A 26,425-nucleotide genomic window follows, 5' to 3' on the forward strand; every position below is an offset into this window, starting at 1 on the left:
TTATCTGCTTGTTATTGTTTTGATAAAGCATCTTCTACTGCTTCTATGGTTCCTTCACTAGACAAAGTCGCGCCAGTTACAACATCTACTTCAGTACTTTGAGTTTCTAAGATTGCTTCAATTACCTCTTCAGCCGCACTATCTCCAAAGTCTGGTGTATCATTTATTTCAAAGATTCTAATAGCGTGAATCCCTTCTTCGTCAGCTTTAACTCGAACTCTAATCTCGCCATCGTAACCTTGTCCTACACCTTCGACGCCATATTGTGCTTCTAGTGCATTTTCTACTGCCTCTATTAACCCTTCACTGGATAGGGTTGCACCAGACACAACATCTACTTCTGTTGTTTGGTTTTCTAAGATTTGTGCAATTGTTTTTTCTATTGCGTTATCTCCTAAATTTTCAGTTTCATTCATTTCTATTACATCAATAGCCGTAAACTCATTACCATCATGCTTAAGGTTTACTTTAATTTCACCACCATAGCCTTGTCCTACACCTTCGACTCCAAAGTGCTTAACCAAAGCATCACTTACGGCTTCAATGGTTCCTTCACTGGAAACAGTAGCACCGGATACTGTATCTACATCTGTAGACTGAGCATCTATTATTTTTTCTATGGTTTTTTCTATTGCCTCATCGCCTAAGTTTGCGGTTTCATTCATTTCTATAATGTTAATCGCCGTAATCTTATCTTCTCTCATAGAGACTTCTAGTTCTATATTTCCACCGTAACCTTGACCTATACCTATATATCGATCAGCTTCCTCTGGTCTTAAAGCAGCAACGCCCAATAAAAATACAATGGATATTAAAGGTAACAGTATAATAGCTATCTTTTGTTGTTTTTCCATACAAACTACACCTCCTAGTGTTTTCCTTAAATAGAATAACACAAAAACCCGTTTTTTAAAACGGGTTTTTGATAAAAAATTGTCAAAAAATAAAGGTATATAATGGTTTACCAATATCGTTTATGCTCACGTAAAATATTGTATGTGACTTCTTGAAAAAAGTTTCTTAATTAAACCCTCGATATAACCCTTTACTTCATTGATATCTTCTTTTGGGTAAACGTATTTTGTCCGGCCGTATTTACCCCATTTTTTAGTTCGCTCCTCAGGATTCATTTCAAGCTTCGTATTTGGAAAGCGCTCTTCAATGACGTTTTTAGCATTCATCGTAAAACGATGTTGGATTAACTCAAATGTAATTGTGCTGTTTCTCTTTGATGGTAAGGCTTCATATAATTTTTCTAACAATTCTTTATACTCTTCACGCCAATTTTCGTGAATCATAATTGGTGCAATAATAAAACCTAAAGGAAAACCAGCTTCTCCAACTTTATTAGCAGCTTTAAAACGGGCATCTAGTGAGTGTACGTTGTGTTCGAAATTCTTCGTGACATACTCTGAATTAATACTAAAACGAAATCTTGTATGACCATTATGTTTTACATTCAGAAGAGCGTCCACATTTGCATATTTTGTCACTACTCTAAGACGGCCTTTATCTAAGGTTCCAAAATGTTGAATTGTATCCTTTAATGTTCCAGTAATATGTTCAACAGCTAAAGGGTCTCCTGTACTTGCTGCTTCAAACATAGTAGCATGAGGCAATCGTTTTTCTATATGCTTTTCAACCGTGTCAAAAATATCATCCAGGTTTACATATACTCTTACATAGGGTTTTTTCCCCTGGGTGCTAAATAAGTAGCAATACTCACAACTTCCTGGACAATTGGTCATAAGAGAGAATTGATAGTGGGCCGAGGGTTTGCAAACATCAAATTTCATGCTTCTTTTTGTCCCTACTACTAATGTTTTTTTTGCAGAGGCATATTTTTCTTTTTCATCTTTTCCCGGTAAATCCCTTACTTGGTTATGGGACGTTGTCTGTAAAATCGGTATGCTTTTACTTTTACAATAATCCAAAACTCGTTGCCCTACCGCTGTGTTTTTTGCTGTCGGTTCAAAGTATACTCTATCCGGTGTCCAAAGTTTCAAAGCATTTCCTCCATAATAATCTTAGATATTACCAAAGTATCATTCTAACTTTACAATTTCTAGTTCAATATAATACTTTAAGTTCTTTCAACTAGTACCGAGGTACCCATTCCCCCACCTATACATAATGTTGCTAAGCCTTTTTTTGCATCTCTATGTTCCATTGCGTGTAACAAGGTTACTAAAATTCTCGCACCACTGGCACCAACCGGATGCCCTAAAGCAATTGCTCCCCCGTGAACGTTAACAATGTCCATGTTAAAGTTTAATCCTTTCGCTACAGATATGGCTTGTGCAGCAAAGGCTTCGTTCGCTTCAATTAAATCTAAGTCTTCTACTTTCCAACCGGTTTTCTTAAAAACTTTTTCCGTTGCTGGCACAGGTCCATAGCCCATAATTGATGGATCTACACCTCCTGATGCATAACCAGCTAACTTTGCTAAAGGTTTTATCCCTAGCTCTTTTGCTTTATCCGCACTCATAAGAACTACCGCCGCAGCACCATCATTAATTCCCGATGCATTCCCCGCAGTTACAGATCCTTCTTTTTTAAATGCAGGTCTAAGTTTTAGTAACGAATCAATCGTTACCCCGTGTTTAATGTATTCATCTTTATCTATGACAACTTCACCTTTTCTTGACTTGACCGTCACAGGAACTATTTCTTTATCAAATAGCCCTTCTTTTTGCGCTTTTTCAGCTTTATTTTGGCTGTCTCTTGCAAACTCATCCTGTTCTTGTCTTGTAATATTGTATTTCTCAACTAGATTTTCTGCTGTAACCCCCATATGATAGTCATTAAATGCACAACTTAATGTGTCATGTATAAGGGTATCTTGCATTTCAACATGTCCCATTTTTGATCCAAAACGCATTTGTTTAGATACATAAGGTGCTTGAGACATACTTTCTGTTCCACCTGCTACAACTATATCATTGTCTCCTGACAAAATTGTTTGAGCAGCCAGAGAAACTGTACGAAGCCCAGAACCACAAAGCATATTTACAGTCATGGATGTCACTTCATATGGTATTCCTGCTTTCGCAGCTGCTTGTCTAGCAATATTTTGTTTATTGCCGGCTTGATTAATACAGCCGATAAATACTTCTTCAACTTGGTCAGGTTTTACCCCACCCCTTTCCAAAGCTGCTTTGATGGCTACGCCACCTAACTCTGCGGCGCTTACGTCCTTTAATACACCACCAAAACTCCCTATAGGGGTTCTTGCTGCTGACACAATTACTACTTCTTTCATATAAATATCCACCTCTCAAAATTTAGTATATCTGGCACTACAGTGCTTTTAAAAGTTTTGCCAAATGTCAAAAAATTATGCTTAGTTATATATTTTAGATGAATTTATATCAATACAAAAAAAACAACCTACACTTAAGATAAGTGTAGGTTGTTTTATAAGTAAGACTATTATTTATTTAAATTACTCTTTTTCTACAAGTAGCGTTGTACCCATTCCGCCACCAATACATAATGTTGCTAAACCTTTTTTCGCATTTCTATCTTCCATTGCGTAAAGTAATGTTGTTAAGATTCTCGCTCCACTTGCTCCAACTGGATGTCCTAGTGCGATCGCCCCACCGTTTACATTTGTTATTTCTGGGTTAAATCCTAGTCCTTTTGCAACAGATAATGATTGAGCAGCAAAAGCTTCGTTTGACTCAATTAAGTCAATATCTTCTACTGTCCAACCAGCTTTTGCTAATGCTTTTTCACAAGCAGGAACTGGTCCGTATCCCATTATAGAAGGATCTACTCCAGCGTTTGCAAATCCTTTAATAGTTGCTAATGGCTTGATGCCTAATTCTTTTGCTTTTTCAGCACTCATAACAACAATTGCTGCTGCACCATCATTGATTCCTGATGCATTTCCTGCAGTTACTGTTCCGTCTTTTTTGAATGCTGGTCTTTGTTTTTGTAAAGACTCTAATGTTGCACCATGCTTTATGTATTCATCTTTATCAACAACAACGTCGCCTTTTCTTGATTTAATCGTTACTGGAACGATTTCTTTATCAAATAAACCAGCTTTTTGAGCAGCTTCTGCTTTGTTTTGACTTGCTACAGCAAATGCATCTTGCTCTTCTCTTGAAATTTCATATTTTTCTGCTAAGTTTTCAGCAGTAATTCCCATATGGAATCCACCAAAAGCATCTGTTAATGCATCGTTAATCATTGAATCAAGAACTTTATCATGACCCATTCTCATTCCCCATCTTGCTTTTGGTAATAAGTATGGTGATTGACTCATGCTCTCAGTACCACCAGCAACAACGATATCATTGTCACCTGTCATAATTGTTTGCGCTGCTAACGATACAGATCTAAGTCCTGATCCACATAAAATGTTAAGTGCAGTTGCTGGAACTTCTTGAGGAACACCTGCATTCATTGATGCTTGTCTAGCAACATTTTGCCCTGCTCCTGCTTGTAAAATACAACCCATGTATACTTCATCAACTTGCTCACCTTTAACCCCAGCTCTGTTTAAAGCTTCTTTTATTGCTGTCGCTCCTAAGTCTGCTGCTGATACTTTAGCTAATGCGCCATTAAAACTTCCAATAGGTGTTCTTACTGCACTTGCAATTACAACTTCTCTCATAATTTTTATCCACCTTTCTAAAATTATAAAATTTACTTAGCTAGTTGTTCTAGCTAAATATAACTAAATCAAATTCTCCCCATTGAGTAATGCAAGTTATATGCCACTTTAACATAGAAAAGACCCCAGGAAAGTTATATTACATATCCTGTGGCCATATTGTTTGAAACTTAGCGTGTCCCATTATTTTTTCTTTTTTTACAATTTTCTACTTTTCAAACCACTTAGTCCTTATTTTAAAAAGTGTCTGTTTTCTTATAGTACATGTGTTATTTTTGTGTACAGTCCTCATTGTCTATTGGTGATTCTTTTGTATTTACTTCTTTTAGCACTTTTATTTCAATAAGACGGTCTATTAATCTTACTATTAGTAACCGAATTATGGCGAATACTGGCACTCCCAAAAACATACCAAGTACTCCTGCTAATTTTCCCCCTATTATAATAGCAAAAATAACCCATAAAGGACTTAGGCCAACGCTATCTCCTAATATTTTAGGACCTAAATATAATCCATCAAATTGTTGCAGGGCTAATATAAATATTGCAACCCACAACGCCTTCATTGGACTATCAAAAAATGTTATAGCAACAGCAGGTGCTCCACCGATAAATGGCCCAAAATATGGAATCATATTTGTAATTGTAACTATTACACCTAATAGCAAGGCATATCTAATATTCATTAAACTTAATCCAACTATACATAAAATCCCTATTATAAGAGAGTCTAAAGATTTCCCTACAATGAATTTAGCAAATAACTCGTCGGCTTCTCTTCCAAAGCTCTTTACTTTTTCAAGATGTTCCTTTTTTAAAAATAGAAATAAAATTTTTTCAGCACCAATTTTGAATGATTCTTTTTCCGATAAGATATAAAAAGATATAATTAATGCCAATACAAAATTAAATATTCCGGTGGTAATTGTTAAAAGGCTACCTACAAGATTTCTTGAGACATACTCTAAGGCACCACTTGCTGTATTAAATATGCCTTCAATGTGTTGCTCAATATGTTGTTCAATAATTTTAATGTTTTCTACTTCAAGCTCTTGTACTTTTTCGCTTACAAACTCACTAGTTAAGTCAAAGTATTCTGGAACACGTCTTAATAAATCTCCAACATTTTGACTAATTTCAGGTGCTACAAAAAAAGAAAGGGTAACAACCATGCTAATAGCAAGTACAAAAATCGTTAAAATACTCAATGTTCTAATTAGTCTTCTTCTAGATTTAATGGCATTAATTTTTAAAAATACATTTTTTTCAAGCCATCTGACTCCTGGGTTCAGTAGATATGCAATAAAAGCTCCTATAATAAAGGGGCTTAATATAATTCTTAGCAGTCTAAAATGATCACTTATTAGATTAATCAATACACCGACATTTTCTAAAATCTGATAAAACATAATAGACAACACCACGGTTAGTGTTGCATAAAGGGAATATTTTAAGTACTGTTTATCCCATTTTATTTTCATCCTTCTCCCCCTTTACTTTAAGAATGTATTTATCCCTTAGATTATAATCCTAGTTAATTCACATTCAAAACTTGCAATCAACTTCACTATTGCTTTACACTATTATAAACGATATATATGTATAAAACTATAGTAAACTAAGGAAATCACTAATTTACATTATAATATTTTAAAGAATAAATGTGCAAAATGTTACCTAACATTATTGCAATAAATTCAAATTCTATCCCATAATATATTTGTAAGTTTAACCAAATTTATTTAAATGTAACCTATCAAGCCTTTTTATAATCTATTTTCATATTAATAATTAATCCACTTAGTATTAAAACAAACCCCAATATACGGGATAATGATATAGAAGTTCTATTTACTTTTATATCTAAAACTAATGCCATACTGAATTGGCCTAAAAAAATTAGTAAAGATGTATATATAACTGGCATCTTTGGTATGACAATATTACTTCCTACAACAATTATAATTGTTGCTATACCTCCGAGCATTGCCCACCAAGGCACCTTCCCGACGCTTTCAACCGAAAAACCAAATCCATTATACAAGCTAAGTAATGTAATGCCCATAATCACTGTAGCGAAAAAATTATTTAATAATGCTGCTATATATACACCATGTTTTTTTCCCACTTGGGCATTTAGAATGGATGATACTGTAATCATGGCACCTGACAAAGTTGCTAATACAATATAAATTATGTTCATTATTTCCTCCTATACAAACATCATAATAATTCCAAGGCCTATAAGGGAAAATCCCCATAGTTTCCTTTTGACAAAAGGAACTTTATCTATACTTAATAATCCATAGGTGTCAATTACTAAAGAAGCTATAATTTGACCCAGTAAAACTAGTGCAACTGTTACCGATACCCCTAGCTTCTGAAAACTTATATTGTTAAGGACTATAATAGTTGCACCAATTATTCCTCCTCCATAATAGTACAGCGGTATCCTTTTTGAAGGTTTCTTTCCCTGGGAAAAGATTCGTGTTATCGGTATTAAAATAATAGCACCAGTTCCATGAACAAAAAAAGAACTAAAATAAATGTTGGTATATTCCGATAAAGTTCCATTCATTTGAATCATTACTGCAATTACTATCCCTATTAATAGCGCGCCTCCTTTTATAAGCATTTTAAATCCCCTTTCTTATACTGAACTCCAGTCTATTTCGTAATCACCTAAATATAGTATTAAATATTTACGTGGCAAAATACATTTTAATTTAAATAACGATCTGCATCAGCGTCTTTAATAATATTTTTTCACTATTTTTTTATATAGTAAGAAAGTAGAACTTTCCTACTATCTATATAAAAAAACAAGGTATGGGTAACCATACCTTGTTATTCTAACACACTATCTATAAACTTACCGTTTTTGTAGAATAATTCACCGTCTGCAAAGATTTCCCCTTGGGTTCTCATATCACAAAGCATATCCCAATGAATAGCTGATTTGTTTTTTCCTTTTGCTTCTCCCATAGCGTCTCCAATTGCCATATGAACTGTTCCACCTATTTTTTCATCAAATAACATATTTCTAGTAAACTGTTTGATCCCGTAATTGGTACCTATAGCAACTTCACCAAAATATCTTGAACCTTCGTCAGTATCTAGTAAGGCATGTAATAAGGCTTCTCCCTTAGATGCCGTTGCTTTTACAACTTTTCCTTTTTTAACTTCTAAGTAGATATTCTCTATTTCCTTCCCGGCATAAATTCCGGGAAAGGAAAAAGTAATATGACCTTCTACCCCATCCTCTACTGGTGAAGTAAATATTTCGCCATCTGGAAAATTTTCTTTCCCGCAGCAATTTATCCATTTCCGTCCTGATATGTTTACTTTAATATCCGTTCCCTCTGATCTTATATGTAATTCTTTTTTACTATCTAAATATTCAACCCATCGTTCTTGTTCTTGCGCAATCTTTTTCCATTCAGCAATTGGATCTTCATTGTCTAATAATCCAGCGCCATAGACAAAGTCTTCATATTCTGTTAAACTCATTCCCGCTTCTTGCGCATCACCATGAGTTGGATACTGTGTTCCACACCATCTTATTTCGCCAGTTCCAATTTTTTTTGAGAGTAACTCACGGGTTCTTTTATTTCCCCTAGCAGAAAGTTGTATTTTTTTTGAATCAACGTTTGTATTTGATCGAGTATTTTTTGTTCCCCATGCAGTTAAAAATACATTTGCATTTTCGACGATATGTTTTGAAATTGAATTTTCAGCACCAACCTGCTCTTCAGTGCCATATTTATAAACTGCCTCTGTCACCTCTGGTATTTTTACGTTAGTTTCAACAATGGCACCTTTTTTTATCGCTTCTTTAGCAACCTCAACCAAGTATGGCATTGCAATATCTTCGCATTGTATAAATACACGATCACCGGTTTTAACCTCTGTTGAATAATCCACTAGAAGTTTTGCTAGTTTATTTAATCTCTGATCTGCCACGTGCTCACACGCTCCTTATTGTCTTATATCTTTAAGTTCGCTAAAATGAAGAAATATGAAGGAACCCAGAAGAAATATGGTATTATAAACTTCCCTCATTTATATATTATTTGAAAAAACAAGTAAATTATACTGTTATTTCAAGTATTCAACTCGCGCGCCTATGTTGTCTACATTTAGCGTACTCAATTCCCATACTTCCGTCATATCTTTTAAACTTTCTTTTAATTGTTCTATCTTCTCTTTCTCACTTTGCCAGCTTAAGTTTATAATTGTCGGTCCAGCTCCACTTAAAAACATGTGCTTGAACCCAATTTTTTTTGATTTTATAAAAACTTTTTCCAAATCTTCCATAAGCTTTAGGCGATAAGGTTGATGGATCTTATCTTCGAAAACTCCCTCAATCTTGTCATACTGACCTGACATCATGGCAGCAACTAATAAAGCTGTATTCCCTATATTGAACTTTGCCTCTTTAAATGAAACATATTCTGGTAGTACCGCTCTTGATGCTTTAGTACTTAATTCAATCTTTGGTATTGCCACCAATGCTTGAAGTGCTGTATTAACCTCTGTTTTTATGAAGCTTGTTCTTTTCCCTACATAATTGTTTGATACAATAAACCCACCAAACATTGCAGGTGCCACATTATCCGGATGTCCTTCAATCTCAACGGCTAATTCTAGTAAGTCATCTTTCGTTAAAGGTTCTCCACACAACATATTTGCAGCTAGTAAGCCTCCAACGATACAAGCTGCACTACTGCCAAGACCTCTGGACACAGGAATATTGTTATATTGCTTAATAGATAAACCCTTAGGATTGTATCCAACCTTTTCGAAAACTTTTTTCATACAAATATATACTAAGTTACGTTCATCAACCTCAATAACTTCTTTATCTATTCCTTCAACCTCAACACAAAGCCCTTTTTCTATCTCTTTTACCTCTATTATATTGTATAGAGACAGGGCCATGCCTAGACAATCAAATCCAGGCCCCATATTTGCTGTTGTTGCCGGCACTGTAACTTTTATCACGCTATCTCCCCCTGGTCGTTGCCGACGACTGATCATTGGCTTATTTTAATATTTTTTTCCGTTTTCTAACCTTATAATATTTGATATTTCAACTACTTCAGATAGGGACTTGATTTCTTCTATGGCGTTTTGAATATTTCCTTCTTCTGTATAGTGGGTAACAAAAACTAATGATACCGGACATTCCCGCTCTCCTTTTTGGATCATAGAAGAAATACTTACCCCATGCTGTCCAAATATAGAAGATACCTTTCCAAGCACGCCTGATTTATCTTCCGCTAGTAGTCGTACATAGTACTCACATCTAGTCTCCTGCATTGGTTTAACTCTTTTAATCGGATTCTTACGATTAAACTGTTTAACAATATAAGGGTTCTCTCTTGTTTTTAAAATTGAGACAATATCACCAACTACTGCACTCCCTGTAGGTAAATCCCCTGCTCCTCTACCATAAAACATAAGCTCACCAACGGCATTTCCTTTTAAAAATACGGCATTGAAAGAATCATTAACAGCAGCTAATGGATGATTTTTTGATATAAATGTTGGATGTACTCTTAATTCCATGGTTCCTTCTTTTTCTTTCGCAATCGCAAGAAGCTTAATTACATATCCCATTTCATTAGCATATTCAATATCAATTGTATCAATTTTTGTAATGCCTTCTCTATATATATTGTCAAAGTTTACAGGATGACCGTAAGCAAGTGATGCTAAAATAGTTAATTTATGTGCCGCATCATAGCCTTCTATATCAGCAGTAGGATCTGCTTCCGCATACCCAAGGTCCTGAGCTTCCTTCAATACGGTTTTAAAATCTACTTTTTCCTTTGCCATTTTTGTTAAAATATAATTTGTCGTACCATTCATAATTCCGATTATTTCTTCAATTTTGTTTCCTGTTAAACTTTCTTTGATACTATGTATAATTGGTATGCCCCCAGCAACACTGGCTTCGTATAAGAACTTCACCCCCGCCTGTTCAGCAGTTTCTATAATTTCTTTTCCATGGGTTGCTATTAAAGCTTTATTTGCTGTCACAACATGCTTTTTCTCATTCAGTGCCCCCATAATATAGGCCTTTGCTGGATCTATTCCTCCCATTAGTTCAACTACAATTTCGATTTCACTATCATTGATAATGTCTCTTATATCATTTGTAAAAACATCTCTAGAAATATCTAACCCTCTGTCTTTTGAAGTATCTTTAACTAAAACTTTACTAATTTCTATATCGTATCCACAATGTTTTATAATATCCTCACGGTTTTCATTGATAATTTTCCATGTGCCTGTTCCTACAGTACCAAAACCTAATAGTGCAATTTTCACCTTTTTCATAACGTATTCCCCCTATAATCATGTATTTATTTATTCCATTACTCTTTCCCTAAAATATCAACTTCTTTTACACCTTTTGATTCTTTTACTCGCTTAACTAACAATTCAATATCGCCTACTAAATTTTTAACCTCGACTGTAATTGTGACATTTGCTACACCGTGATTTGGTATGTTTTGATTTATCGTTAATATGCTACCACCAGCATCGGCTATTTTATTAAGCACCTCGGATAAAATCCCAGCCGAATGGTCTAACAAAAAAGAAAATGTAATGATCTTTCCTTGACCAAGTTCATAAAAAGGAAATATATAGTCCTTATATTTATAATAAGCCCCTCTACTGATCCCCACTTTTTCTACTGCTTCGTAAATAGTGCAAGCACCGCCTCTTTTAAGTAGTTCCTTTGCCTCCATCGTCTTAATAAACACTTCTGGCAATGCCTTCGCGTTTACAATATAATAAGTGTCCTCTTCTGTATTTATCATGTCTTTCCCCCTTCCAAGACTTCCAACCATGAACATTTGTATATGCAATATGAACATTTTAACATAGCTTTAAGTTAATTGCAAGCAGTGTTACCTTTATTTTCTAATATGTTACTTTAGTTATTTTTTCTGACATTTCAAAATATTTTAATATTTTATTTACTTTTATTTTAATACAGTATATACTATCTAATAATACTTTTAAATCCATGATTGGAAAGAGTACTTTTTTGAATTTGTCTCAGCGAGCCGGCGATTGGTGTGAGGTCCGGTACTAAAGGATAAAAAGGAATGGTTCCATGAGATGCTAGGTGAAAATATAGTAGCCGATGCCGTGTCCTCACGTTATAGGGGTAAGATATCGAGTTTTTCTCCGTATCTGAAATGAGCGAGAAATGTTTTTTAAAACATTGGGTGGCTATACGAAATAATTGCATTTCGTCCCAAAGGGGCGAAGTGCTTTTTTGTTTCCTTTTTTAACCCGATTCACTAATTTTACATTTCTAAATTGGGTGGTATCGCGTAATAACCATTTCGTCCCAAAATAAGGGCGAAGTGGTTTTTTTGTTCTCAAATTTAATAGCGAAAGGAGTTTTTTATTTATGAACATGGTTCCCTATGTAAAGACACTATCCGGTGATAAAGAAACACCTATTACCCTGTATGAAAAATACGTTGGTAAATCTGTTGGATTTCTTTTAGAGAGTAAAGATCCAGCAAAGGGTAGATTTTCATTTATTGCTAAAAATCCTTTTATTACACTACAAGGTTTAGACGAAAGTTTACTTATAACTTCCGACAACGAATCAAAAACACTATATGGTAACAGCTTTGCATTAGCCCAAAAATATATTGAGCAGTATCAAGTTAGCAATAACACGAATATTCCATTTGTTGGAGGTGCTGTAGGTACAATTGGATATGATGTTATTCGACAACACGAAAATTTACCTAATGTAAACCAAGATACTTTAGGTCTGCCTGATCTTCATTTGATGCTAGTAAAAGAAGTAGTGGTTTACGACCATTTCCACAGTCAAATACATTTAGTTGTACTTGATGATTCAACAAATGAAGGTAAAGATCGTGGGTTTAATGCAATACAGCTTATGGAAAAACAGTTATTTCAGTTTGCCGATACAAAAATCAGTTCAGTAAATGAATCTACTAAGTCCCCTACAATTATGAATGAACATACCACTAAAGAAGACTTTATTGAAAAAGTAAACCAAGCTAAGGCTTATATTCGAGAAGGAGATATTTTTCAAGTTGTTCTTTCACAAAGGTGGTCTTTAGAAAATAAAAAAGATGCCTTTACATTGTATAGACAATTAAGAGAGATCAACCCGTCACCTTACTTATTTTATTTTAACTTTGGTACCTATCAAATTGCTGGTAGTTCACCAGAAATGCTAGTAGAGGTTCGAAATGAAAAAGTATTCACCTGCCCTATAGCTGGTACACGAAAAAAAGGCAAGTCCCCTGCTGAAGATCACCAATTGGCAAAAGATTTACTTGCAGATCCTAAAGAAAAGGCGGAACACATTATGTTAGTAGACTTAGCTAGAAATGACATGGGCCGAGTTTCTAAAATTGGAACAGTTCATGTTGAGGAATTTATGCAAGTACATCATTATGCCCATGTAATGCATATTGTATCCACTGTAGAAGGGATTAAAAATGAGGATGAAAATCAATTTTCTATCCTTTCTCATTTTCTCCCTGCTGGTACTTTGTCTGGTGCACCAAAAATAAGGGCAATGGAAATTATCGATGAATTAGAAAAAGAAAAGAGAGGGCTCTACGGTGGAGCTGTAGGATATTTTGGCTTTGATGGAAATCTAGATACCTGTATCGCTATTCGTACCATGGTGATAAAGGATCAAAGGGTTTACCTTCAAGCTGGTGCAGGTATTGTGGCCGACTCAGTACCTGAAAGTGAATATGAAGAATGTAAAAACAAAATTCAATCCCTTGTAAGGGCCCTTGAATATTAAAACAAAGGAGGTTTTAGCATGATCTTGTTAATTGATAATTACGATTCCTTTACCTATAACTTGTATCAATATTTAGGCGCCTTTGATAAGGTTACTGTTGTTAGAAATGATCAGATATCTACAAAAGAGATTTACTCATTAAACCCAGACAAAATTGTTATTTCTCCAGGCCCCAAAACACCTAATGAAGCAGGGAATTGCATTCCTATAATTAAAGATTTATGTCATTCTGTTCCTATTTTGGGTATTTGCTTAGGTCACCAGTGCATCGGTCAGGCTTTTGGTGCTCGAATCGTCTATGCAAAAGCACTTTATCACGGTAAAACTTCCGAAATCACCCATACTTCTAATGCTATTTTTAATAATATTCCTAACCCTGTAACTGTGGCTAGGTATCACTCTTTAGTTGTGGATGATCAATCTTTACCAAACTGTTTTAACATATTATCCAAAACTAATGAAGGAGAAATTATGGCTATGACTCACAAGATCTACCCTTTAACTGGGTTGCAATTTCATCCCGAGTCGATTTCTACAAAATATGGGTTTCAGATGATACAAAACTTTGCTGAAGGAAAGGAGATATAAGATGCTTCATGAATTAACGATTAAACTAATGCGAGGATATGATTTATCGGGAAAAGAAATGTATGCTGCACTCGAAGAAATATTATCCAAAAATGCTAACCAAGTAATCGCTGGGGCATTTTTAACAGCTTTGGCAATTAAAGGCGCAACGGTAGATGAAATTACTAGTGGAACAAAGTTTTTAAGAAATAACTGTTTACAGGTTCATTTAGACTACCCTTTCACACTAGACACCTGCGGCACCGGCGGGGATGGAAGCAATACTTACAACATTTCTACCGCAGTTGCCTTCGTTGCAGCAGCTGCTGGGGTTATCGTAGTTAAACACGGCAATCGTTCTATTTCAAGTAAAAGCGGCAGTGCAGATGTTTTAGAAAAATTAGGGGTTAACTTATCTCAATCCCCGGAAGAAATAAAAGTTTCCCTACAAAAACATGGAATAAGCTTTCTCTTTGCACCCTTATTCCACAAAACCATGAAAAACATCGGTACTGTCAGAAAAGAACTGGGCTTTAGAACCATTTTTAATATTTTAGGTCCCCTCTCTAATCCGGCCAGTACTAAAGGGCAGGTGTTAGGGGTTTTCGATGCAAAACTGACTGAACCTTTAGCAAAAGTGTTACATAACTTAGGCGTCCGCCGTGCATTAGTGGTCTATGGCATGGATGGAATGGACGAAATAACCGTTACAACAAAAACTAAGGTAACAGAACTAAATAATGGTGTAGTATCTACCTATTATATTTCCCCTGAAGATTACGGTATATCCCCTTGCTCCTCTACAGAACTGCTTGGGGGGGATGCTTCCCATAATGCTAACATTATTAAAAATTTATTTCGTGGTGCCTCTGGTCCAAAAAGAGATATTTTAGTTTTAAACAGCGCTGCAGCCCTATATGTGGCTGGAAAATGCCCTACTATAAAAGAAGGGGTTCATTATGCTAAAAACCTTCTAGATTCTGGCCTTGTTTATAATAAATTCATTCAATTTACAAATAAAGGAGATGATTCCATTGTTTCTTGAAAAAATTATTGCAAAAAAAAGAGAAAGCCTTACACTTCGAAAACAACAACTTCCCTTATTTGAAATTTTAGATAAGCTACCTGCCACAAACTCAGAAAAAAAATTTTACAATGAAGTTGCAGCAAAAGGCTTATCTATTATCGGAGAAATTAAACGGGCTTCCCCTTCTAAAGGAACAATTAAAAAGGATTTATTGATTAATAAAATTGTTGAAAACTATGCAGAATGTGTTCGTTGTATTTCTGTATTAACAGAGGAAAATTACTTTTTAGGTTCTCCTAATGATTTAGTACAGGTTTATACACGTACTTCTTTACCCCTTTTACGTAAAGATTTTATTGTGGATCCCTACCAAATCTATGAAGCAAAGTATTTAGGTGCTCATTGTGTCCTGTTGATTGCTTCCATTTTAGATAAAAAAACCTTAAAATCATTCAATGATCTTGCCAAAAGTCTTGGGCTTGACACATTAATCGAAGTGCATAGTGAATCAGATATTGAAAAAGCCCACTACGCAGATGCCACAATTATAGGTATTAATAACCGAGATCTCACCGACTTTACCGTTGACATTAAAAAAACCTTAGGGCTTCGTCCTCTTATTTCCTCAGATATTTTAGTTGTTAGCGAAAGTGGTATTCAGTCAAAAGAAGATATTCAAATACTAAAGCAGACAAAAATTGATGGGGTTCTAATAGGAGAAACCTTTATGCGTAGTCCGAACATTAAAAACACTGCCTTGGAGTTGATTGCAGCCTATGACGCCTAAAATTAAAATATGCGGCATTCAATATGAAAAAGAAATTCAAATGATCAATAATTATCCTATTGATTATATCGGTTTTGTCTTTGCTCCTAGCAAAAGACATGTTACCCCGGATAAAGCCAAAATATTGATATCCAGCCTGCGCAAAAACATTAAAACTGTAGGCGTCTTTGTTAACGAAAGTTCAAAGCATATAAACCATATTGTTTCCCACTGTAATTTAGACATTATTCAACTCCACGGAAATGAAAATGATGATTTTTGTACCCAATTCATTAAACCGATCTGGAAGAGCATTAGCATAAAAAATGCTGCTTCTTTTGATCTAATTAATCACTATACTACGCCACAGGGCTTTCTTTTAGATGCATCACTCCCTAGATTAGCAGGTGGAACCGGTACCACATTTGACTGGACACTATCCACAGGCTTTTCCCAGGGCCACTTTATTATATTAGCTGGTGGATTAAACGCCGAAAATATACGCTCGGCTATTAACATTGTCAGACCTCATGTTATTGATGTAAGCTCTGGCGTTGAGAGAAATAACATGAAATGTGAAAAACAAATTGATACTTTTGTTAGGAGGGTAAAAAACCATGAAATTAAATAGAAAATTTGGTCAATTTGGTGGCCAATATGTTCCAGAAACATTAATGAATCCTTTAAAAGCTTTGGAAGATGCTTATTTAAAATGTATGGATAATCCGCAGTTTAAAAAAGAATATTTATATTACTTAAAAGAATACGTAGGTCGACCGACGTCCTTGTTTTTTGCCGAAAGACTTTCCCGAAAATTAGGTGGTGCAAAAATATATTTGAAACGGGAAGATTTAAATCACACTGGGGCCCATAAAATAAATAACGTTATCGGGCAACTGCTTTTAGCTAAATATATGGGCAAAACAAAAGTCATTGCTGAAACTGGAGCAGGTCAACATGGGGTAGCCACGGCAACAGGGGCTGCATTATTTGATATGGAATGTACGGTTTTTATGGGCGAAGAGGATATTGAAAGACAAAAACTAAATGTTTTTCGTATGGAATTATTAGGGGCAAAGGTTATTCCCGTTTCTTCAGGCTCTAAAACCTTAAAGGACGCTACTAATGAAGCGATCCGCTCTTGGGTTTCCCATGTTGAAGATACTTTTTATGTTATTGGCTCCGTTGTTGGCCCCCACCCATATCCAACGATGGTTCGTGAATTTCAAAAAATTATTGGAGAAGAAACAAGGAAACAAATTTTAAATAAAGAGAGGCGCCTCCCAGACACGATTATTGCTTGTGTTGGTGGTGGAAGTAATGCCATGGGGATTTTTTATCCTTTTTTACAGGATAGTACCGTTGAACTAATTGGTATTGAAGCAGCCGGTGAAGGTATAGAAACGCAAAAGCATGCTGCAACACTGACTAAAGGCAGTGTTGGTGTACTTCATGGTATGAAGACCTATTTATTACAAAGTCAGGATGGGCATATTATTCCTGCTCACTCTATTTCTGCTGGACTAGACTACCCAGGCATTGGCCCGGAGCATGCCTATCTGCATGACTCAAACAGAGTCAAGTATAAATGTATAACAGATATTGAAGCCTTAGATGCTTTTAGGTTTCTTACTAAAACAGAAGGAATTATTCCTGCAATAGAAAGTGCTCATGCCATTGCTTATGCTTGTAAACTTGCTAAAGAAATGGAGCAAAATAAAATAATTGTTATTAATCTTTCCGGGCGAGGAGATAAGGATGTTGATGCAATTCTTAATAATAAAACCTACTTAGATAGATTGGAGGAAAACAATGAATAAATTAGAAGAAACTTTCTCAACGCTTAAAAAACAAAATAGAAAAGCTTTTATGCCTTTTATCACCGCAGGTTTTCCTAATATTCAAAAGACCGAGATGCTTATTTATGCACTTAAAGATTTTGGTGCCAATATTATTGAACTAGGTATTCCCTACTCTGACCCGCTTGCTGATGGTCCTGTTATCCAAAGCGCCAACCAAATTGCTTTAGACAAGGGTATTACCATCAAAGATATATTCAACTGTATAGAAAAAGTTCGTGAAAAAACAAAAATTCCTATTGTTCTTTTGGTTTATTATAATTCCATTCTTGCTTATGGCATTGAAAAGTTTTTATCCGCTTGCACGTCTGCAGAAGTTCATGGTTTAGTTGTACCAGATTTACCTCTTGAGGAAAGAGATGAGCTTTTACCTTATTGTATAAAAAATGATATTGCCCTCATCCCTTTGGTGTCCCCTACCTCTATAGGGCGTACTAAAAATATAATTAGTCAGAGTCAAGGCTTTGTCTATTGTGTATCCTCCTTAGGTGTCACTGGGTCAAGAAAAAACTTCAGCAAAAATACAGAAGATTTTCTTAAGTACGTAAGGGAGCAAACATCTTTGCCTCTAGCTTTAGGCTTTGGCATCTCCTCCAAAGAGGACGTTCATCGATTTAAGCCTTATGTGGATGGTATTATTGTAGGTTCTGCGCTCATAAAAAAAATTGATGAAAGTAATGGCAATATAGACGAAATTGGAAACTTTGTTAGAAGCTTAGATATAGCTTTATAACCTTACATTTTTTTTACAAATTTTTAATGATAAATAAAGAGGTTGTTAGCCTAAAAATTAAAAACAGGTAGGTTGTTTATTCTATAACCTGCCTGTTTTTAGTAAACCTAATATCCATCATTTTGTCTTTGATGATTAATTTGATTTTTTTCAAGATATGATTGCAGTATTTCATCCCCTTTAAAGGTAAGTTTCCTCCCCAATGCGAAAAAAGTTTCAAATAGATCTAAATAGGTTTCTTCTGTTAGCTCATTTTTAAATTGAATAGTCTTTTCAAAAACGTCACAGAAAAGTTCATTTATTTCTTTATGACAATCTAATAAGTCCACCTTTGAGATTACATAACCTTTATCAAGCCCTATGCTTAATATAAAATGTAGACAATCTACATATTCTTCTAAAATAATCTCTCTTTCCGAAGGTCCTTTTACGCTCCAAAATTTAAAGCTTCTAGTTTCGTTTGCTAATTCCCCAAGTTCAACTAACAGCGCTAAAATTTTTTCTGTTGTTAAATCTTTTCCTTGGATTTCATTACTCTCTGCTATTTTTTTATCAAGTTGACTTTGTATGTAAAACATTTGGTGTAGTTCCATCATTAATACCTCCAAAATTTCTAACCTTTTTTAAACCATTGTCTATTTTATCATATGCCTTTTACAGTGAAAAGGAGAATTCCTCCTTTTAAGTTGACTTTTACAATTTTGTACTATACTCTATTTGTATATAATATTGATATAGCAATGTAAATGCAATAAAAGGAGGTCTCTTTTAATGAGTAATGAGAAAAAAGATAAGGCTTTATGGAGCGGTCGATTTTCTAGTACACCAGCGGATATTATGCAAAAATTTAGTCAATCTTTAGATATGGACTGGCGCTTTTATAAGCATGATATTCTTGGAAGTAAAGCCCATGCAAAAATGCTTGGACATATTGGTATTTTAAAGCCCGATGAACTTAATAAAATTACCAAAGCTTTTGATGAAATTGAAGAAGAAATAACCAACGGAGAATTCTATCCTACAATTTCTCTAGAAGATGTCCACATGAATATTGAAGCAAGATTAATCGAGAAGCTTGGCCCTCTTGGCGCAAAAATCCATACTGGAAGATCTCGAAATGATCAGGTGGCAACAGATTATAGATTATATATGAAAGATGCTATTGAAGGTATTCAATCGAAATTAAACTTATTCTTGAATACAATTATTGAGAAAGTGCAGGAAGATATTGACGTTATTATTCCTGGGTTCACCCACCTTCAGCATGCACAGCCTATATCCTTAGGCCACTATTGGATGGCATTTTTTTGGAAATTTCATAGAGACTTAAAAAGATTTCAAATTGCATACGAGACAACTGATATAAATCCTTTGGGCTCCGGTGCTTTAGCTGGATCGACACTTCCATTAGATAGGGAATTTACTAAAAATGAATTGCATTTTTCTAATATTACAGAGAATAGTTTAGATACTGTATCTGACCGGGACTACTTATTAGAATTTTTATTCGCTGCATCTACCTTTGTATTGCATACTAGTCGGCTTAGTGAAGACTTGATTATTTGGAATACATCTGAATTTGATTTTATCGAGCTTTCTAACGCTTTTTGTACCGGCTCAAGTATGATGCCCAACAAAAAGAATCCTGATGCATTAGAACTTACCCGAGGAAAAACTAGTGGTGTACTTAGTAGCCTGTATGACCTTATGATTAATACAAAAGGTCTATCATTAACATATAACCGGGATCTTCAAGAAGACAAACGACCTGTTTTTTACTCAATAGAAACAGTAAATATGATTTTAGATATAATGACCCCTTTAATTAAAGGTATTCGTGTAAAAGAAGAAAGTATTGCCCATCATTTGAATAAAGGATTTTTGTTAGCTACGGATGTTGCAGAATATTTAGTATTGAAAGGCGTTCCTTTCAGAGATACCCATAGCATCGTTGGAAGGTTAGTTCAATACTGTTTAAAAGAAAACAAAACACTTGAAACCCTTTCTATTGAAGAGTGGAAGACGCAGCATACTGCTTTTGATTCTGATATATTAAGTATACTTTCTCCTCGTTCAGCGGTTGATCGAAGAAGTACTTTTGGTGGTACAGCTAGAACCGAAGTCAAAAGACAAATAGAAAAAGCAAAAGCTTTATTGAACTTGTAAAAAAATGAATAACAAGTGCCTATTAAGGATAAACTTTTTAGGTGCTTTTTTTATTTTTTGATTAATATAAATATAAAATGGATATAAATCAATTAGAGTTAATTTAATAAGCAAAATTTTTGAGGAGGTTTTATTAATGAAAAGTATAGGACAATTATTTAGTAGCGGTGATTGGAAAGGAGAAAAGCATGTACCTGTCATTCATTGCCCTGATGAAGTAACTAAAAATGAGTCTTTTGACATTAAGATTTCTATTGGAGATGCCGTAAAACATCCCAATACTTTTGAACATTATATTTCATGGTTCAAAGTTTTCTTTCACCCAGAAGGGGGTAAGTTTCCTATTGAACTAGCAACATTTGATTTTTCAGCTCATGGGGAAAGCGAAAACTTTACTGGTTACGTTGGTCTAACAGAAGTACAACTAAGTAAATCAGGGACTATTTATGCGGTAAGTTATTGCAATATCCATGGTTTATGGGAAAATTCAAAAGAAGTTACAGTTAAGGAATAAAAAGTATAGGGGATCGATTTTTAAATCGGTCCCTGTACTTTTTATTAAGGCTTTTAATTCTGTGAAATTGTATAAAAACCGAAAATAAAATTGTATATTCTTTAAATATTAAATCCACCCTCATCATATATTAAAATTTCTACGACTTGGTTTAATAGACTTTGCTTTGTTCTCACTCCAGTGTTCCTTGTAGGTAAACCTCTTTTGTTAATATCCACTTTATTTTTCTTTTCTTCTATTTTATCCAGAAAATCATTTATTGAATAAAACATATATGCATCTATGTTGAGACTTTTTGCAACTTTTTCTAAAATTACAAGCATCAATGCGTCATACCCATCTTCTTTACTTAAACCTGTTAATGCAAACAATCTAGGGGCAATTTCTTCGAATATTAACCGCTTGTTTATACTGCAGTGGGGTATTTTAAATAAGACAGCCAATGATTTTATCGTTTCTTCCTTTAATGTCATAAAATAATTCCATGCCCGTTCTTCTTCGATCTTCTCATATAAATAATAATCTTTTCCCTTTAAATTTCTAAAACATTTCATTGTGTCAAAATACCCTAGTTTAAGGTTTTGCCTTATGTTCTCTCTAGAAAAATCTAAAATTCCCCCTAAAGATTTATTGGGCTGAACACAATGAATCTTAAGATCTTCTTTCATGACTTTCTTTGGAATTCTTCTTTTATTTAATTTAACGACAACAATTTCCCGAAAGCCTTTTCTATATAGCATATCAACAGGAAGATTGTTGTATATGCCTCCATCTAAAAATTTTTTTCCATCTAATCTTTTTGATTTAAAGACCGGCAAAAAAGAAGATGCAAGTAAATAATCACAAACTTTCCCCTCTGGGATATCTTCTTTAAAGAGTTGTAATGGCTTTAAATCCGTTAAGCAAACCGTTACTATTCCAAAGGTTTTAATTGATGTTCTTAATGTTTCCTCACATAGATGTCTTTTTATTAGTGCTTCTAAAGGACTCGTATCTACTCCAAAATCTTTAATTATTTTTTTAAGTTCGTTGTACATTGCCATAACATTTTTTAGACTTTTTCTTTGTTGCGTTAATATGTCGTCTATTGCCATTACCTGACACGGCGTAATGTTATACCATAAATCATAGGCAATTTCAAAGTTATCTTGCATGATTAGTGCGCCATTCAAAGCCCCTACTGAAGTGCCCGTAACACCATGGAAATCCATTCCTAGCTCCCTTAATGCTCTCCAAGCCCCAATCTGATAAGCACCTCTTGCACCTCCACCTTCAAGTGTTAAGCCTAACATACATACATTCACGCCCTTTTAATCCTTCTTTTTTACTTAAATTACTTTAAAGTTCTTATAAAATACCATCTAGATTAAATTCAACTTACTTTACTGTGTAATTTCACATATGTTTATAGTATATCCAAATTATATAGCGCTTTATGTTAAAAGAATAAATGTCTCGTCTAAAAATTCATTAGAAAAATTGGATTTTATAGCAAACAAAAAACCTGAGACAATATATTGTCTCAGGTTTTTTGTTTAAACTATTAGTCTACTGCATAAAATTGAGTTAATCTTCTGTATGTTTCGTATCTTTCCATAGCTTCTTGTTCTGATTTTGCAAACAGTTCCTCTGCTTCTTGTGGGAATGTTTTAACTAATGAAGCATATCTTACTTCGCTTAGTAAGAAGTCTTTGAAAGATGCTGTTGGTGCTTTTGAATCTAGCGTAAATGGATTTTTACCCTGCTCTTTAAGTTCAGGATTAAATCTATATAAATGCCAGTATCCTGCTTCTACAGCTTTCTTAGACTGATCTTGTGTTCTACCCATGTTAATACCGTGAGCTATACATGGTGAGTATGCAATTACAACTGAAGGTCCTTTATAAGCCTCTGCTTCTTTGATTGCTTTCATTAATTGGTTCTTGTCTGCTCCCATGGCAACTTGAGCAACATAAACGTAGCCATAGCTCATTGCAATCATTCCCAAGTCTTTCTTCTTAGTCTTTTTACCTGATGTTGTAAATTTCGCTATAGATGCTGTAGGAGAAGCTTTTGATGATTGTCCCCCAGTGTTTGAGTAAACTTCTGTATCCATAACAAGTAAGTTTACATCTTCGCCAGAAGCAATAACATGGTCTAATCCTCCGAATCCAATGTCATATGCCCATCCATCTCCACCAAACATCCAAGTAGATTGTTTAATTAGATAGTCTTTTTTCTCTATAATTTCATCAATTACTTTATTTCCTTTTTCTTTATCTAGAAGTGGTAGTATGTCATAAGTTGCTGCTTTTGATGCTTTTCCATCATCTTTACCATCTAACCAAGCTTTAAATGCAGCTTTAAGTTCTTGTGCAATATTCATATTTAAAGCTTCTGTCATTAAATCAGCAATACGATCTCTAATTTGTGCAGATGCTAAGAACATACCGTAACCAAACTCTGCATTATCCTCAAATAGTGAGTTTGCCCAAGCTGGACCTTTACCTTCTTGGTTTGTACAATAAGGTGCTGATGGCGCACTACCACCATAAATTGATGAACAACCAGTAGCGTTGGAAATCATCATTCTATCTCCAAATAATTGCGTAACCAGCTTAACATATGGTGTTTCTCCACATCCTGTACACGCTCCTGAGAACTCAAATAATGGTTGTGAATACTGACTTCCCTTTACAGTTTCAATATTTGTTAACTTTGATTTATCTGTAACCGTTGTCGCAAATTCCCAATTTTCTTTTTGCTCTGCTACCTGTGGCTCTACTGGTGACATTTTTATTGCCTTTGTTCTAGATGGACAAATATCTACACAGTTACCACAACCTGGACAATCTAATGGACTAACTTGAAGTCTATATTGTAATCCATCAAACTCTTTACCAATTGCCTTAACCGTTTTAAAGCTTTCAGGTGCATTTTTAACTTCTTCTTCATCTAATAAAAACGGTCTTATAGCAGCATGTGGACATACAAAAGAACATTGGTTACATTGTATACAGTGCTCTGGCAACCACTCAGGTACGTCAACAGCAATACAACGTTTTTCATATTTTGTTGTTTCTAATGGGAAAGTTCCGTCCTCTACGCCTTCAAAAGTACTTACAGGTAAGCTTTCGCCATTTTGTGCATTAATCGGTCTTAAAACATTTTTAATAAAGTCAGGCTCTTCAACAGCTGCTGCAGCTTCTTCTACTGCACTTCCCCAGTTAGCAGGCACCTCTACCTTAACTAATGCTTCAATTCCTTTATCTACAGCTTGATTATTCATATTAACTACTTTATCGCCCTTCATACCATAAGAATCAACAACTGCTTCTTTCATGTACTTCACTGCATCTTCTAATGGAATAACCTTAGCTAATTTGAAGAAAGCAGATTCCATAATCATGTTAATTCTTGCACCTAGCCCTATTTCTGTAGCAATATCAGTAGCATTGATCATGTAGAAATCAATATTATTGTCTGCAATATATTTTTTAAGGTTCCCAGGTAGTTTTTCGTCTAACTCTTCTGGTGTCCATGTTGTATTTAATAGGAAGGTTCCATTTGGTTTTAATCCTTTTATTAAATCATATTGATTTACGTAGGATTGTTTATGACAGGCAACAAAATCAGCCTCATCAATTAAATACGTTGACTTAATTGGCTTCTTACCAAATCTTAAGTGAGAAACCGTTACCCCACCAGACTTTTTAGAATCATATGAGAAATAAGCCTGAGCATATAAGTCAGTGTTATCTCCAATTATTTTAATTGCATTTTTATTCGCACCAACTGTACCATCTGATCCTATTCCCCAGAATTTACAACGAATTGTTCCTTCTGGTGCTGCTACAATTTTATCATCCATAGGAATTGATGTATTTGTAACATCATCATTTATCCCTACAGTAAATCTATTTTTAGGTGTTTCACCCTTTAAGTTATCAAATACTGCTTTTATTTGAGTTGGTGTTGTATCCTTTGAACCAAGACCAAATCTTCCACCAATGATCATTGGTGCATTTTCTCTATCATAAAACATGGTTCTAACATCTTCGTATAGAGGCTCACCTAATGCACCTGGCTCTTTTGTTCTATCAAGCACAGCTATTCTTTTTACGCTTTCTGGAAGCACATCAAAGAAATACTTTTCAGAGAAAGGTCTATATAAATGAACTTTTATAACACCTACTTTTTCTCCTTTTGCTACTAAATAATCTACTGTTTCTTCAATTGTATCTGTAACAGAACCCATTGCAATTATTATATCTTCTGCATCTGGTGCCCCATGATAATTAAACGGTGCATAATGTCTTCCTGTTAATTCGCTAATTTTATTCATGTAATCGGCAACAATGTCTGGTAAGTTGTCGTAGAATTTGTTTGCCGACTCTTTAGCTTGGAAGAAAATATCTGGGTTTTGCGCAGTTCCTCTAATAACTGGGTGTTCTGGGTTTAAGGCATTGTCTCTAAACGCTTTTACAGCATCCCAGTCTAGAAGTTCAGCAAATTCATCATTTTCAATCACTTCAATTTTTTGCATTTCGTGAGAAGTTCTAAATCCATCAAAGAAATGTACAAAAGGTACTCTTCCTTTAATTGCTGCTAAATGGGCCACGCCACCTATATCCATAACTTCTTGAACACTTCCAGATGCAATCATCGCACATCCTGTTTGTCTTGTTGCCATAACATCTGAATGATCTCCAAAAATAGACAGTGCATGACCTGCAAGCGCTCTCGCACTTACGTGGAATACGCCTGGCAGTAACTCCCCTGCAATTTTGTACATGTTAGGAATCATTAGAAGTAACCCTTGTGAAGCTGTGTAAGTAGTTGTTAATGCTCCCGATGCTAAAGAACCGTGAACTGCTCCAGCAGCTCCAGCCTCTGACTGCATTTCTACAACCTTAACCCTTTGTCCAAATACATTTTTTTTACCATATGCACTCCACTCATCAACATTTTCAGCCATGTTTGATGATGGTGTAATTGGATAGATTGCGGCTACATCTGTAAATGCATAAGATACATGTGCAGCTGCGGCATTTCCATCCATTGTTTTCATCGTTCTTGCCATGTTTTGTTTCCCCCTTATTTTTTAGTGAATCTTGCCTTGTTTTTATATAAAAAACAAAGTAACCTGCAACATAAGTGTTGTACAAAAACCCCACTACCATGTTTATCAGTAGATCAGTTGTCTTCCCTAATGATTAACAAAAGAGTGTTTACTAAAAGTGTCTGATGTATTTATAAATAATATAACATCCTTTGGGGTTCATATATACTAATATTATCAATTATCCGCATAGTTTAAAAGGTTTTTTTCAGAAAAAAGCAAATTTTTAGGTAATTTT

At 34.8% G+C, this 26,425-nt stretch carries 23 protein-coding genes and 1 other annotated feature; of the genes, 9 read left to right on the plus strand and 14 right to left on the minus strand.

Annotation, left to right across the window (positions count from 1 at the left end):
• Positions 1-11 precede the first annotated feature (11 nt).
• The 11 genes from RH915_RS06540 to RH915_RS06590 all read right to left on the minus strand — a co-directional run bounded on the left by RH915_RS06540 (position 12) and on the right by RH915_RS06590 (position 11,457).
• Positions 12-854 carry an FMN-binding protein gene (locus tag RH915_RS06540; RefSeq protein WP_310478736.1) on the minus strand — a complete coding sequence of 281 codons (843 nt, stop codon included), beginning with the start codon at positions 852-854 and terminating at the stop codon, positions 12-14.
• Between the two features lie 126 nt (positions 855-980).
• Positions 981-2,006 carry a spore photoproduct lyase gene (splB, locus tag RH915_RS06545; protein WP_310478737.1) on the minus strand — a complete coding sequence of 342 codons (1,026 nt, stop codon included), beginning with the start codon at positions 2,004-2,006 and terminating at the stop codon, positions 981-983.
• Between the two features lie 77 nt (positions 2,007-2,083).
• Positions 2,084-3,262 (minus strand): acetyl-CoA C-acetyltransferase, encoded by a 1,179-nt coding sequence (locus RH915_RS06550; protein WP_310478738.1) that lies wholly within the window; start codon positions 3,260-3,262, stop codon positions 2,084-2,086.
• A gap of 183 nt (positions 3,263-3,445) precedes the next feature.
• Positions 3,446-4,624, minus strand: coding sequence for an acetyl-CoA C-acetyltransferase (locus tag RH915_RS06555; RefSeq protein ID WP_310478740.1), 1,179 nt, complete (start codon positions 4,622-4,624; stop codon positions 3,446-3,448).
• A gap of 269 nt (positions 4,625-4,893) precedes the next feature.
• Complete coding sequence (locus tag RH915_RS06560) at positions 4,894-6,105, minus strand: AI-2E family transporter (RefSeq protein WP_310478741.1); 1,212 nt, start codon at positions 6,103-6,105, stop codon at positions 4,894-4,896.
• A 275-nt stretch (positions 6,106-6,380) separates the two neighbouring features.
• Complete coding sequence (locus RH915_RS06565; protein WP_310478742.1) at positions 6,381-6,827, minus strand: DMT family transporter; 447 nt, start codon at positions 6,825-6,827, stop codon at positions 6,381-6,383.
• Between the two features lie 9 nt (positions 6,828-6,836).
• Positions 6,837-7,259 carry a DMT family transporter gene (locus RH915_RS06570; protein WP_310478744.1) on the minus strand — a complete coding sequence of 141 codons (423 nt, stop codon included), beginning with the start codon at positions 7,257-7,259 and terminating at the stop codon, positions 6,837-6,839.
• Positions 7,260-7,471: 212 nt separating this feature from the next.
• Positions 7,472-8,587: an aminopeptidase gene (locus RH915_RS06575; protein ID WP_310478746.1), complete on the minus strand. Its 1,116-nt coding sequence runs from the start codon at positions 8,585-8,587 to the stop codon at positions 7,472-7,474.
• 135 nt (positions 8,588-8,722) lie between these two features.
• Positions 8,723-9,628 (minus strand): homoserine kinase, encoded by a 906-nt coding sequence (gene thrB / locus RH915_RS06580; protein ID WP_310478748.1) that lies wholly within the window; start codon positions 9,626-9,628, stop codon positions 8,723-8,725.
• A gap of 45 nt (positions 9,629-9,673) precedes the next feature.
• Positions 9,674-10,969 (minus strand): homoserine dehydrogenase, encoded by a 1,296-nt coding sequence (locus RH915_RS06585; RefSeq protein WP_310478750.1) that lies wholly within the window; start codon positions 10,967-10,969, stop codon positions 9,674-9,676.
• 38 nt (positions 10,970-11,007) lie between these two features.
• Positions 11,008-11,457 (minus strand): ACT domain-containing protein, encoded by a 450-nt coding sequence (locus RH915_RS06590; RefSeq protein ID WP_310478752.1) that lies wholly within the window; start codon positions 11,455-11,457, stop codon positions 11,008-11,010.
• 200 nt (positions 11,458-11,657) lie between these two features.
• Positions 11,658-12,002 (plus strand) — a binding site (T-box leader).
• Between the two features lie 57 nt (positions 12,003-12,059).
• Here RH915_RS06590 and trpE point away from each other — a divergent pair.
• Genes trpE through trpA form a run of 7 tightly spaced genes read left to right on the plus strand, consistent with a single transcriptional unit; the run spans position 12,060 to position 18,406 of the window.
• Positions 12,060-13,454, plus strand: a complete 1,395-nt coding sequence (gene trpE / locus RH915_RS06595; protein WP_310478754.1) for an anthranilate synthase component I — start codon at positions 12,060-12,062, stop codon at positions 13,452-13,454.
• A gap of 18 nt (positions 13,455-13,472) precedes the next feature.
• Entirely contained in the window at positions 13,473-14,042 is a 570-nt protein-coding gene (locus RH915_RS06600; RefSeq protein ID WP_310478756.1) for an anthranilate synthase component II, read from the plus strand.
• 1 nt (position 14,043) lies between these two features.
• Positions 14,044-15,066, plus strand: coding sequence for an anthranilate phosphoribosyltransferase (gene trpD, locus RH915_RS06605; RefSeq protein ID WP_310478758.1), 1,023 nt, complete (start codon positions 14,044-14,046; stop codon positions 15,064-15,066).
• Positions 15,056-15,835: an indole-3-glycerol phosphate synthase TrpC gene (trpC, locus tag RH915_RS06610; RefSeq protein WP_310478760.1), complete on the plus strand. Its 780-nt coding sequence runs from the start codon at positions 15,056-15,058 to the stop codon at positions 15,833-15,835. Before trpD ends, trpC begins: the two co-directional genes overlap by 11 nt.
• The gene (locus RH915_RS06615) at positions 15,825-16,445 is read left to right on the plus strand and encodes a phosphoribosylanthranilate isomerase (protein WP_310478761.1); all 621 of its coding nucleotides are present in this window, start codon (positions 15,825-15,827) and stop codon (positions 16,443-16,445) included. Before trpC ends, RH915_RS06615 begins: the two co-directional genes overlap by 11 nt.
• Positions 16,432-17,634 (plus strand): tryptophan synthase subunit beta, encoded by a 1,203-nt coding sequence (gene trpB, locus RH915_RS06620; protein ID WP_310478762.1) that lies wholly within the window; start codon positions 16,432-16,434, stop codon positions 17,632-17,634. Before RH915_RS06615 ends, trpB begins: the two co-directional genes overlap by 14 nt.
• Positions 17,627-18,406 (plus strand): tryptophan synthase subunit alpha, encoded by a 780-nt coding sequence (gene trpA / locus RH915_RS06625; RefSeq protein WP_310478764.1) that lies wholly within the window; start codon positions 17,627-17,629, stop codon positions 18,404-18,406. The genes trpB and trpA overlap by 8 nt, the downstream gene beginning before the upstream one ends.
• Positions 18,407-18,513: 107 nt before the next feature.
• On the opposite strand, the gene RH915_RS06630 is transcribed toward trpA, so the two are convergent.
• The gene (locus tag RH915_RS06630) at positions 18,514-18,999 is read right to left on the minus strand and encodes a dUTP diphosphatase (protein WP_310478766.1); all 486 of its coding nucleotides are present in this window, start codon (positions 18,997-18,999) and stop codon (positions 18,514-18,516) included.
• Positions 19,000-19,177: 178 nt separating this feature from the next.
• Between RH915_RS06630 and argH the strand changes: the two genes are divergently transcribed.
• Together argH and RH915_RS06640 are read left to right on the plus strand one after the other, a co-directional pair.
• Positions 19,178-20,572: an argininosuccinate lyase gene (gene argH / locus RH915_RS06635; RefSeq protein ID WP_310478770.1), complete on the plus strand. Its 1,395-nt coding sequence runs from the start codon at positions 19,178-19,180 to the stop codon at positions 20,570-20,572.
• 136 nt (positions 20,573-20,708) lie between these two features.
• Positions 20,709-21,086 carry a class II SORL domain-containing protein gene (locus RH915_RS06640; RefSeq protein ID WP_310478771.1) on the plus strand — a complete coding sequence of 126 codons (378 nt, stop codon included), beginning with the start codon at positions 20,709-20,711 and terminating at the stop codon, positions 21,084-21,086.
• Positions 21,087-21,187: 101 nt separating this feature from the next.
• On the opposite strand, the gene RH915_RS06645 is transcribed toward RH915_RS06640, so the two are convergent.
• Together RH915_RS06645 and nifJ are read right to left on the minus strand one after the other, a co-directional pair.
• A complete protein-coding gene (locus RH915_RS06645; protein WP_310478772.1) occupies positions 21,188-22,390 on the minus strand; it encodes a patatin-like phospholipase family protein in 1,203 nt (400 codons plus the stop codon).
• Positions 22,391-22,629: 239 nt separating this feature from the next.
• Positions 22,630-26,148, minus strand: coding sequence for a pyruvate:ferredoxin (flavodoxin) oxidoreductase (gene nifJ / locus RH915_RS06650; RefSeq protein ID WP_310478773.1), 3,519 nt, complete (start codon positions 26,146-26,148; stop codon positions 22,630-22,632).
• Between the last annotated feature and the right edge of the window lie 277 nt (positions 26,149-26,425).

This window comes from Serpentinicella sp. ANB-PHB4, assembly GCF_031432315.1.
In the GTDB taxonomy this organism is placed as follows: domain Bacteria; phylum Bacillota; class Clostridia; order Peptostreptococcales; family Natronincolaceae; genus Serpentinicella.

What these genes read in the sequence shown, in the direction of transcription:
- nifJ (WP_310478773.1), bottom strand. Translation starts at nt 26,148, where the DNA reads ATGGCAAGAACGATGAAAACAATGGATGGAAATGCCGCAGCTGCACAT.
- RH915_RS06615 (WP_310478761.1), top strand. Translation starts at nt 15,825, where the DNA reads ATGACGCCTAAAATTAAAATATGCGGCATTCAATATGAAAAAGAAATT.
- trpE (WP_310478754.1), top strand. Translation starts at nt 12,060, where the DNA reads ATGAACATGGTTCCCTATGTAAAGACACTATCCGGTGATAAAGAAACA.
- RH915_RS06565 (WP_310478742.1), bottom strand. Translation starts at nt 6,827, where the DNA reads ATGAACATAATTTATATTGTATTAGCAACTTTGTCAGGTGCCATGATT.
- RH915_RS06640 (WP_310478771.1), top strand. Translation starts at nt 20,709, where the DNA reads ATGAAAAGTATAGGACAATTATTTAGTAGCGGTGATTGGAAAGGAGAA.
- RH915_RS06540 (WP_310478736.1), bottom strand. Translation starts at nt 854, where the DNA reads ATGGAAAAACAACAAAAGATAGCTATTATACTGTTACCTTTAATATCC.
- trpD (WP_310478758.1), top strand. Translation starts at nt 14,044, where the DNA reads ATGCTTCATGAATTAACGATTAAACTAATGCGAGGATATGATTTATCG.
- RH915_RS06600 (WP_310478756.1), top strand. Translation starts at nt 13,473, where the DNA reads ATGATCTTGTTAATTGATAATTACGATTCCTTTACCTATAACTTGTAT.
- RH915_RS06585 (WP_310478750.1), bottom strand. Translation starts at nt 10,969, where the DNA reads ATGAAAAAGGTGAAAATTGCACTATTAGGTTTTGGTACTGTAGGAACA.
- RH915_RS06560 (WP_310478741.1), bottom strand. Translation starts at nt 6,105, where the DNA reads ATGAAAATAAAATGGGATAAACAGTACTTAAAATATTCCCTTTATGCA.
- RH915_RS06630 (WP_310478766.1), bottom strand. Translation starts at nt 18,999, where the DNA reads ATGGAACTACACCAAATGTTTTACATACAAAGTCAACTTGATAAAAAA.
- RH915_RS06570 (WP_310478744.1), bottom strand. Translation starts at nt 7,259, where the DNA reads ATGCTTATAAAAGGAGGCGCGCTATTAATAGGGATAGTAATTGCAGTA.
- trpB (WP_310478762.1), top strand. Translation starts at nt 16,432, where the DNA reads ATGAAATTAAATAGAAAATTTGGTCAATTTGGTGGCCAATATGTTCCA.
- argH (WP_310478770.1), top strand. Translation starts at nt 19,178, where the DNA reads ATGAGTAATGAGAAAAAAGATAAGGCTTTATGGAGCGGTCGATTTTCT.
- RH915_RS06555 (WP_310478740.1), bottom strand. Translation starts at nt 4,624, where the DNA reads ATGAGAGAAGTTGTAATTGCAAGTGCAGTAAGAACACCTATTGGAAGT.
- RH915_RS06550 (WP_310478738.1), bottom strand. Translation starts at nt 3,262, where the DNA reads ATGAAAGAAGTAGTAATTGTGTCAGCAGCAAGAACCCCTATAGGGAGT.
- RH915_RS06590 (WP_310478752.1), bottom strand. Translation starts at nt 11,457, where the DNA reads ATGATAAATACAGAAGAGGACACTTATTATATTGTAAACGCGAAGGCA.
- trpA (WP_310478764.1), top strand. Translation starts at nt 17,627, where the DNA reads ATGAATAAATTAGAAGAAACTTTCTCAACGCTTAAAAAACAAAATAGA.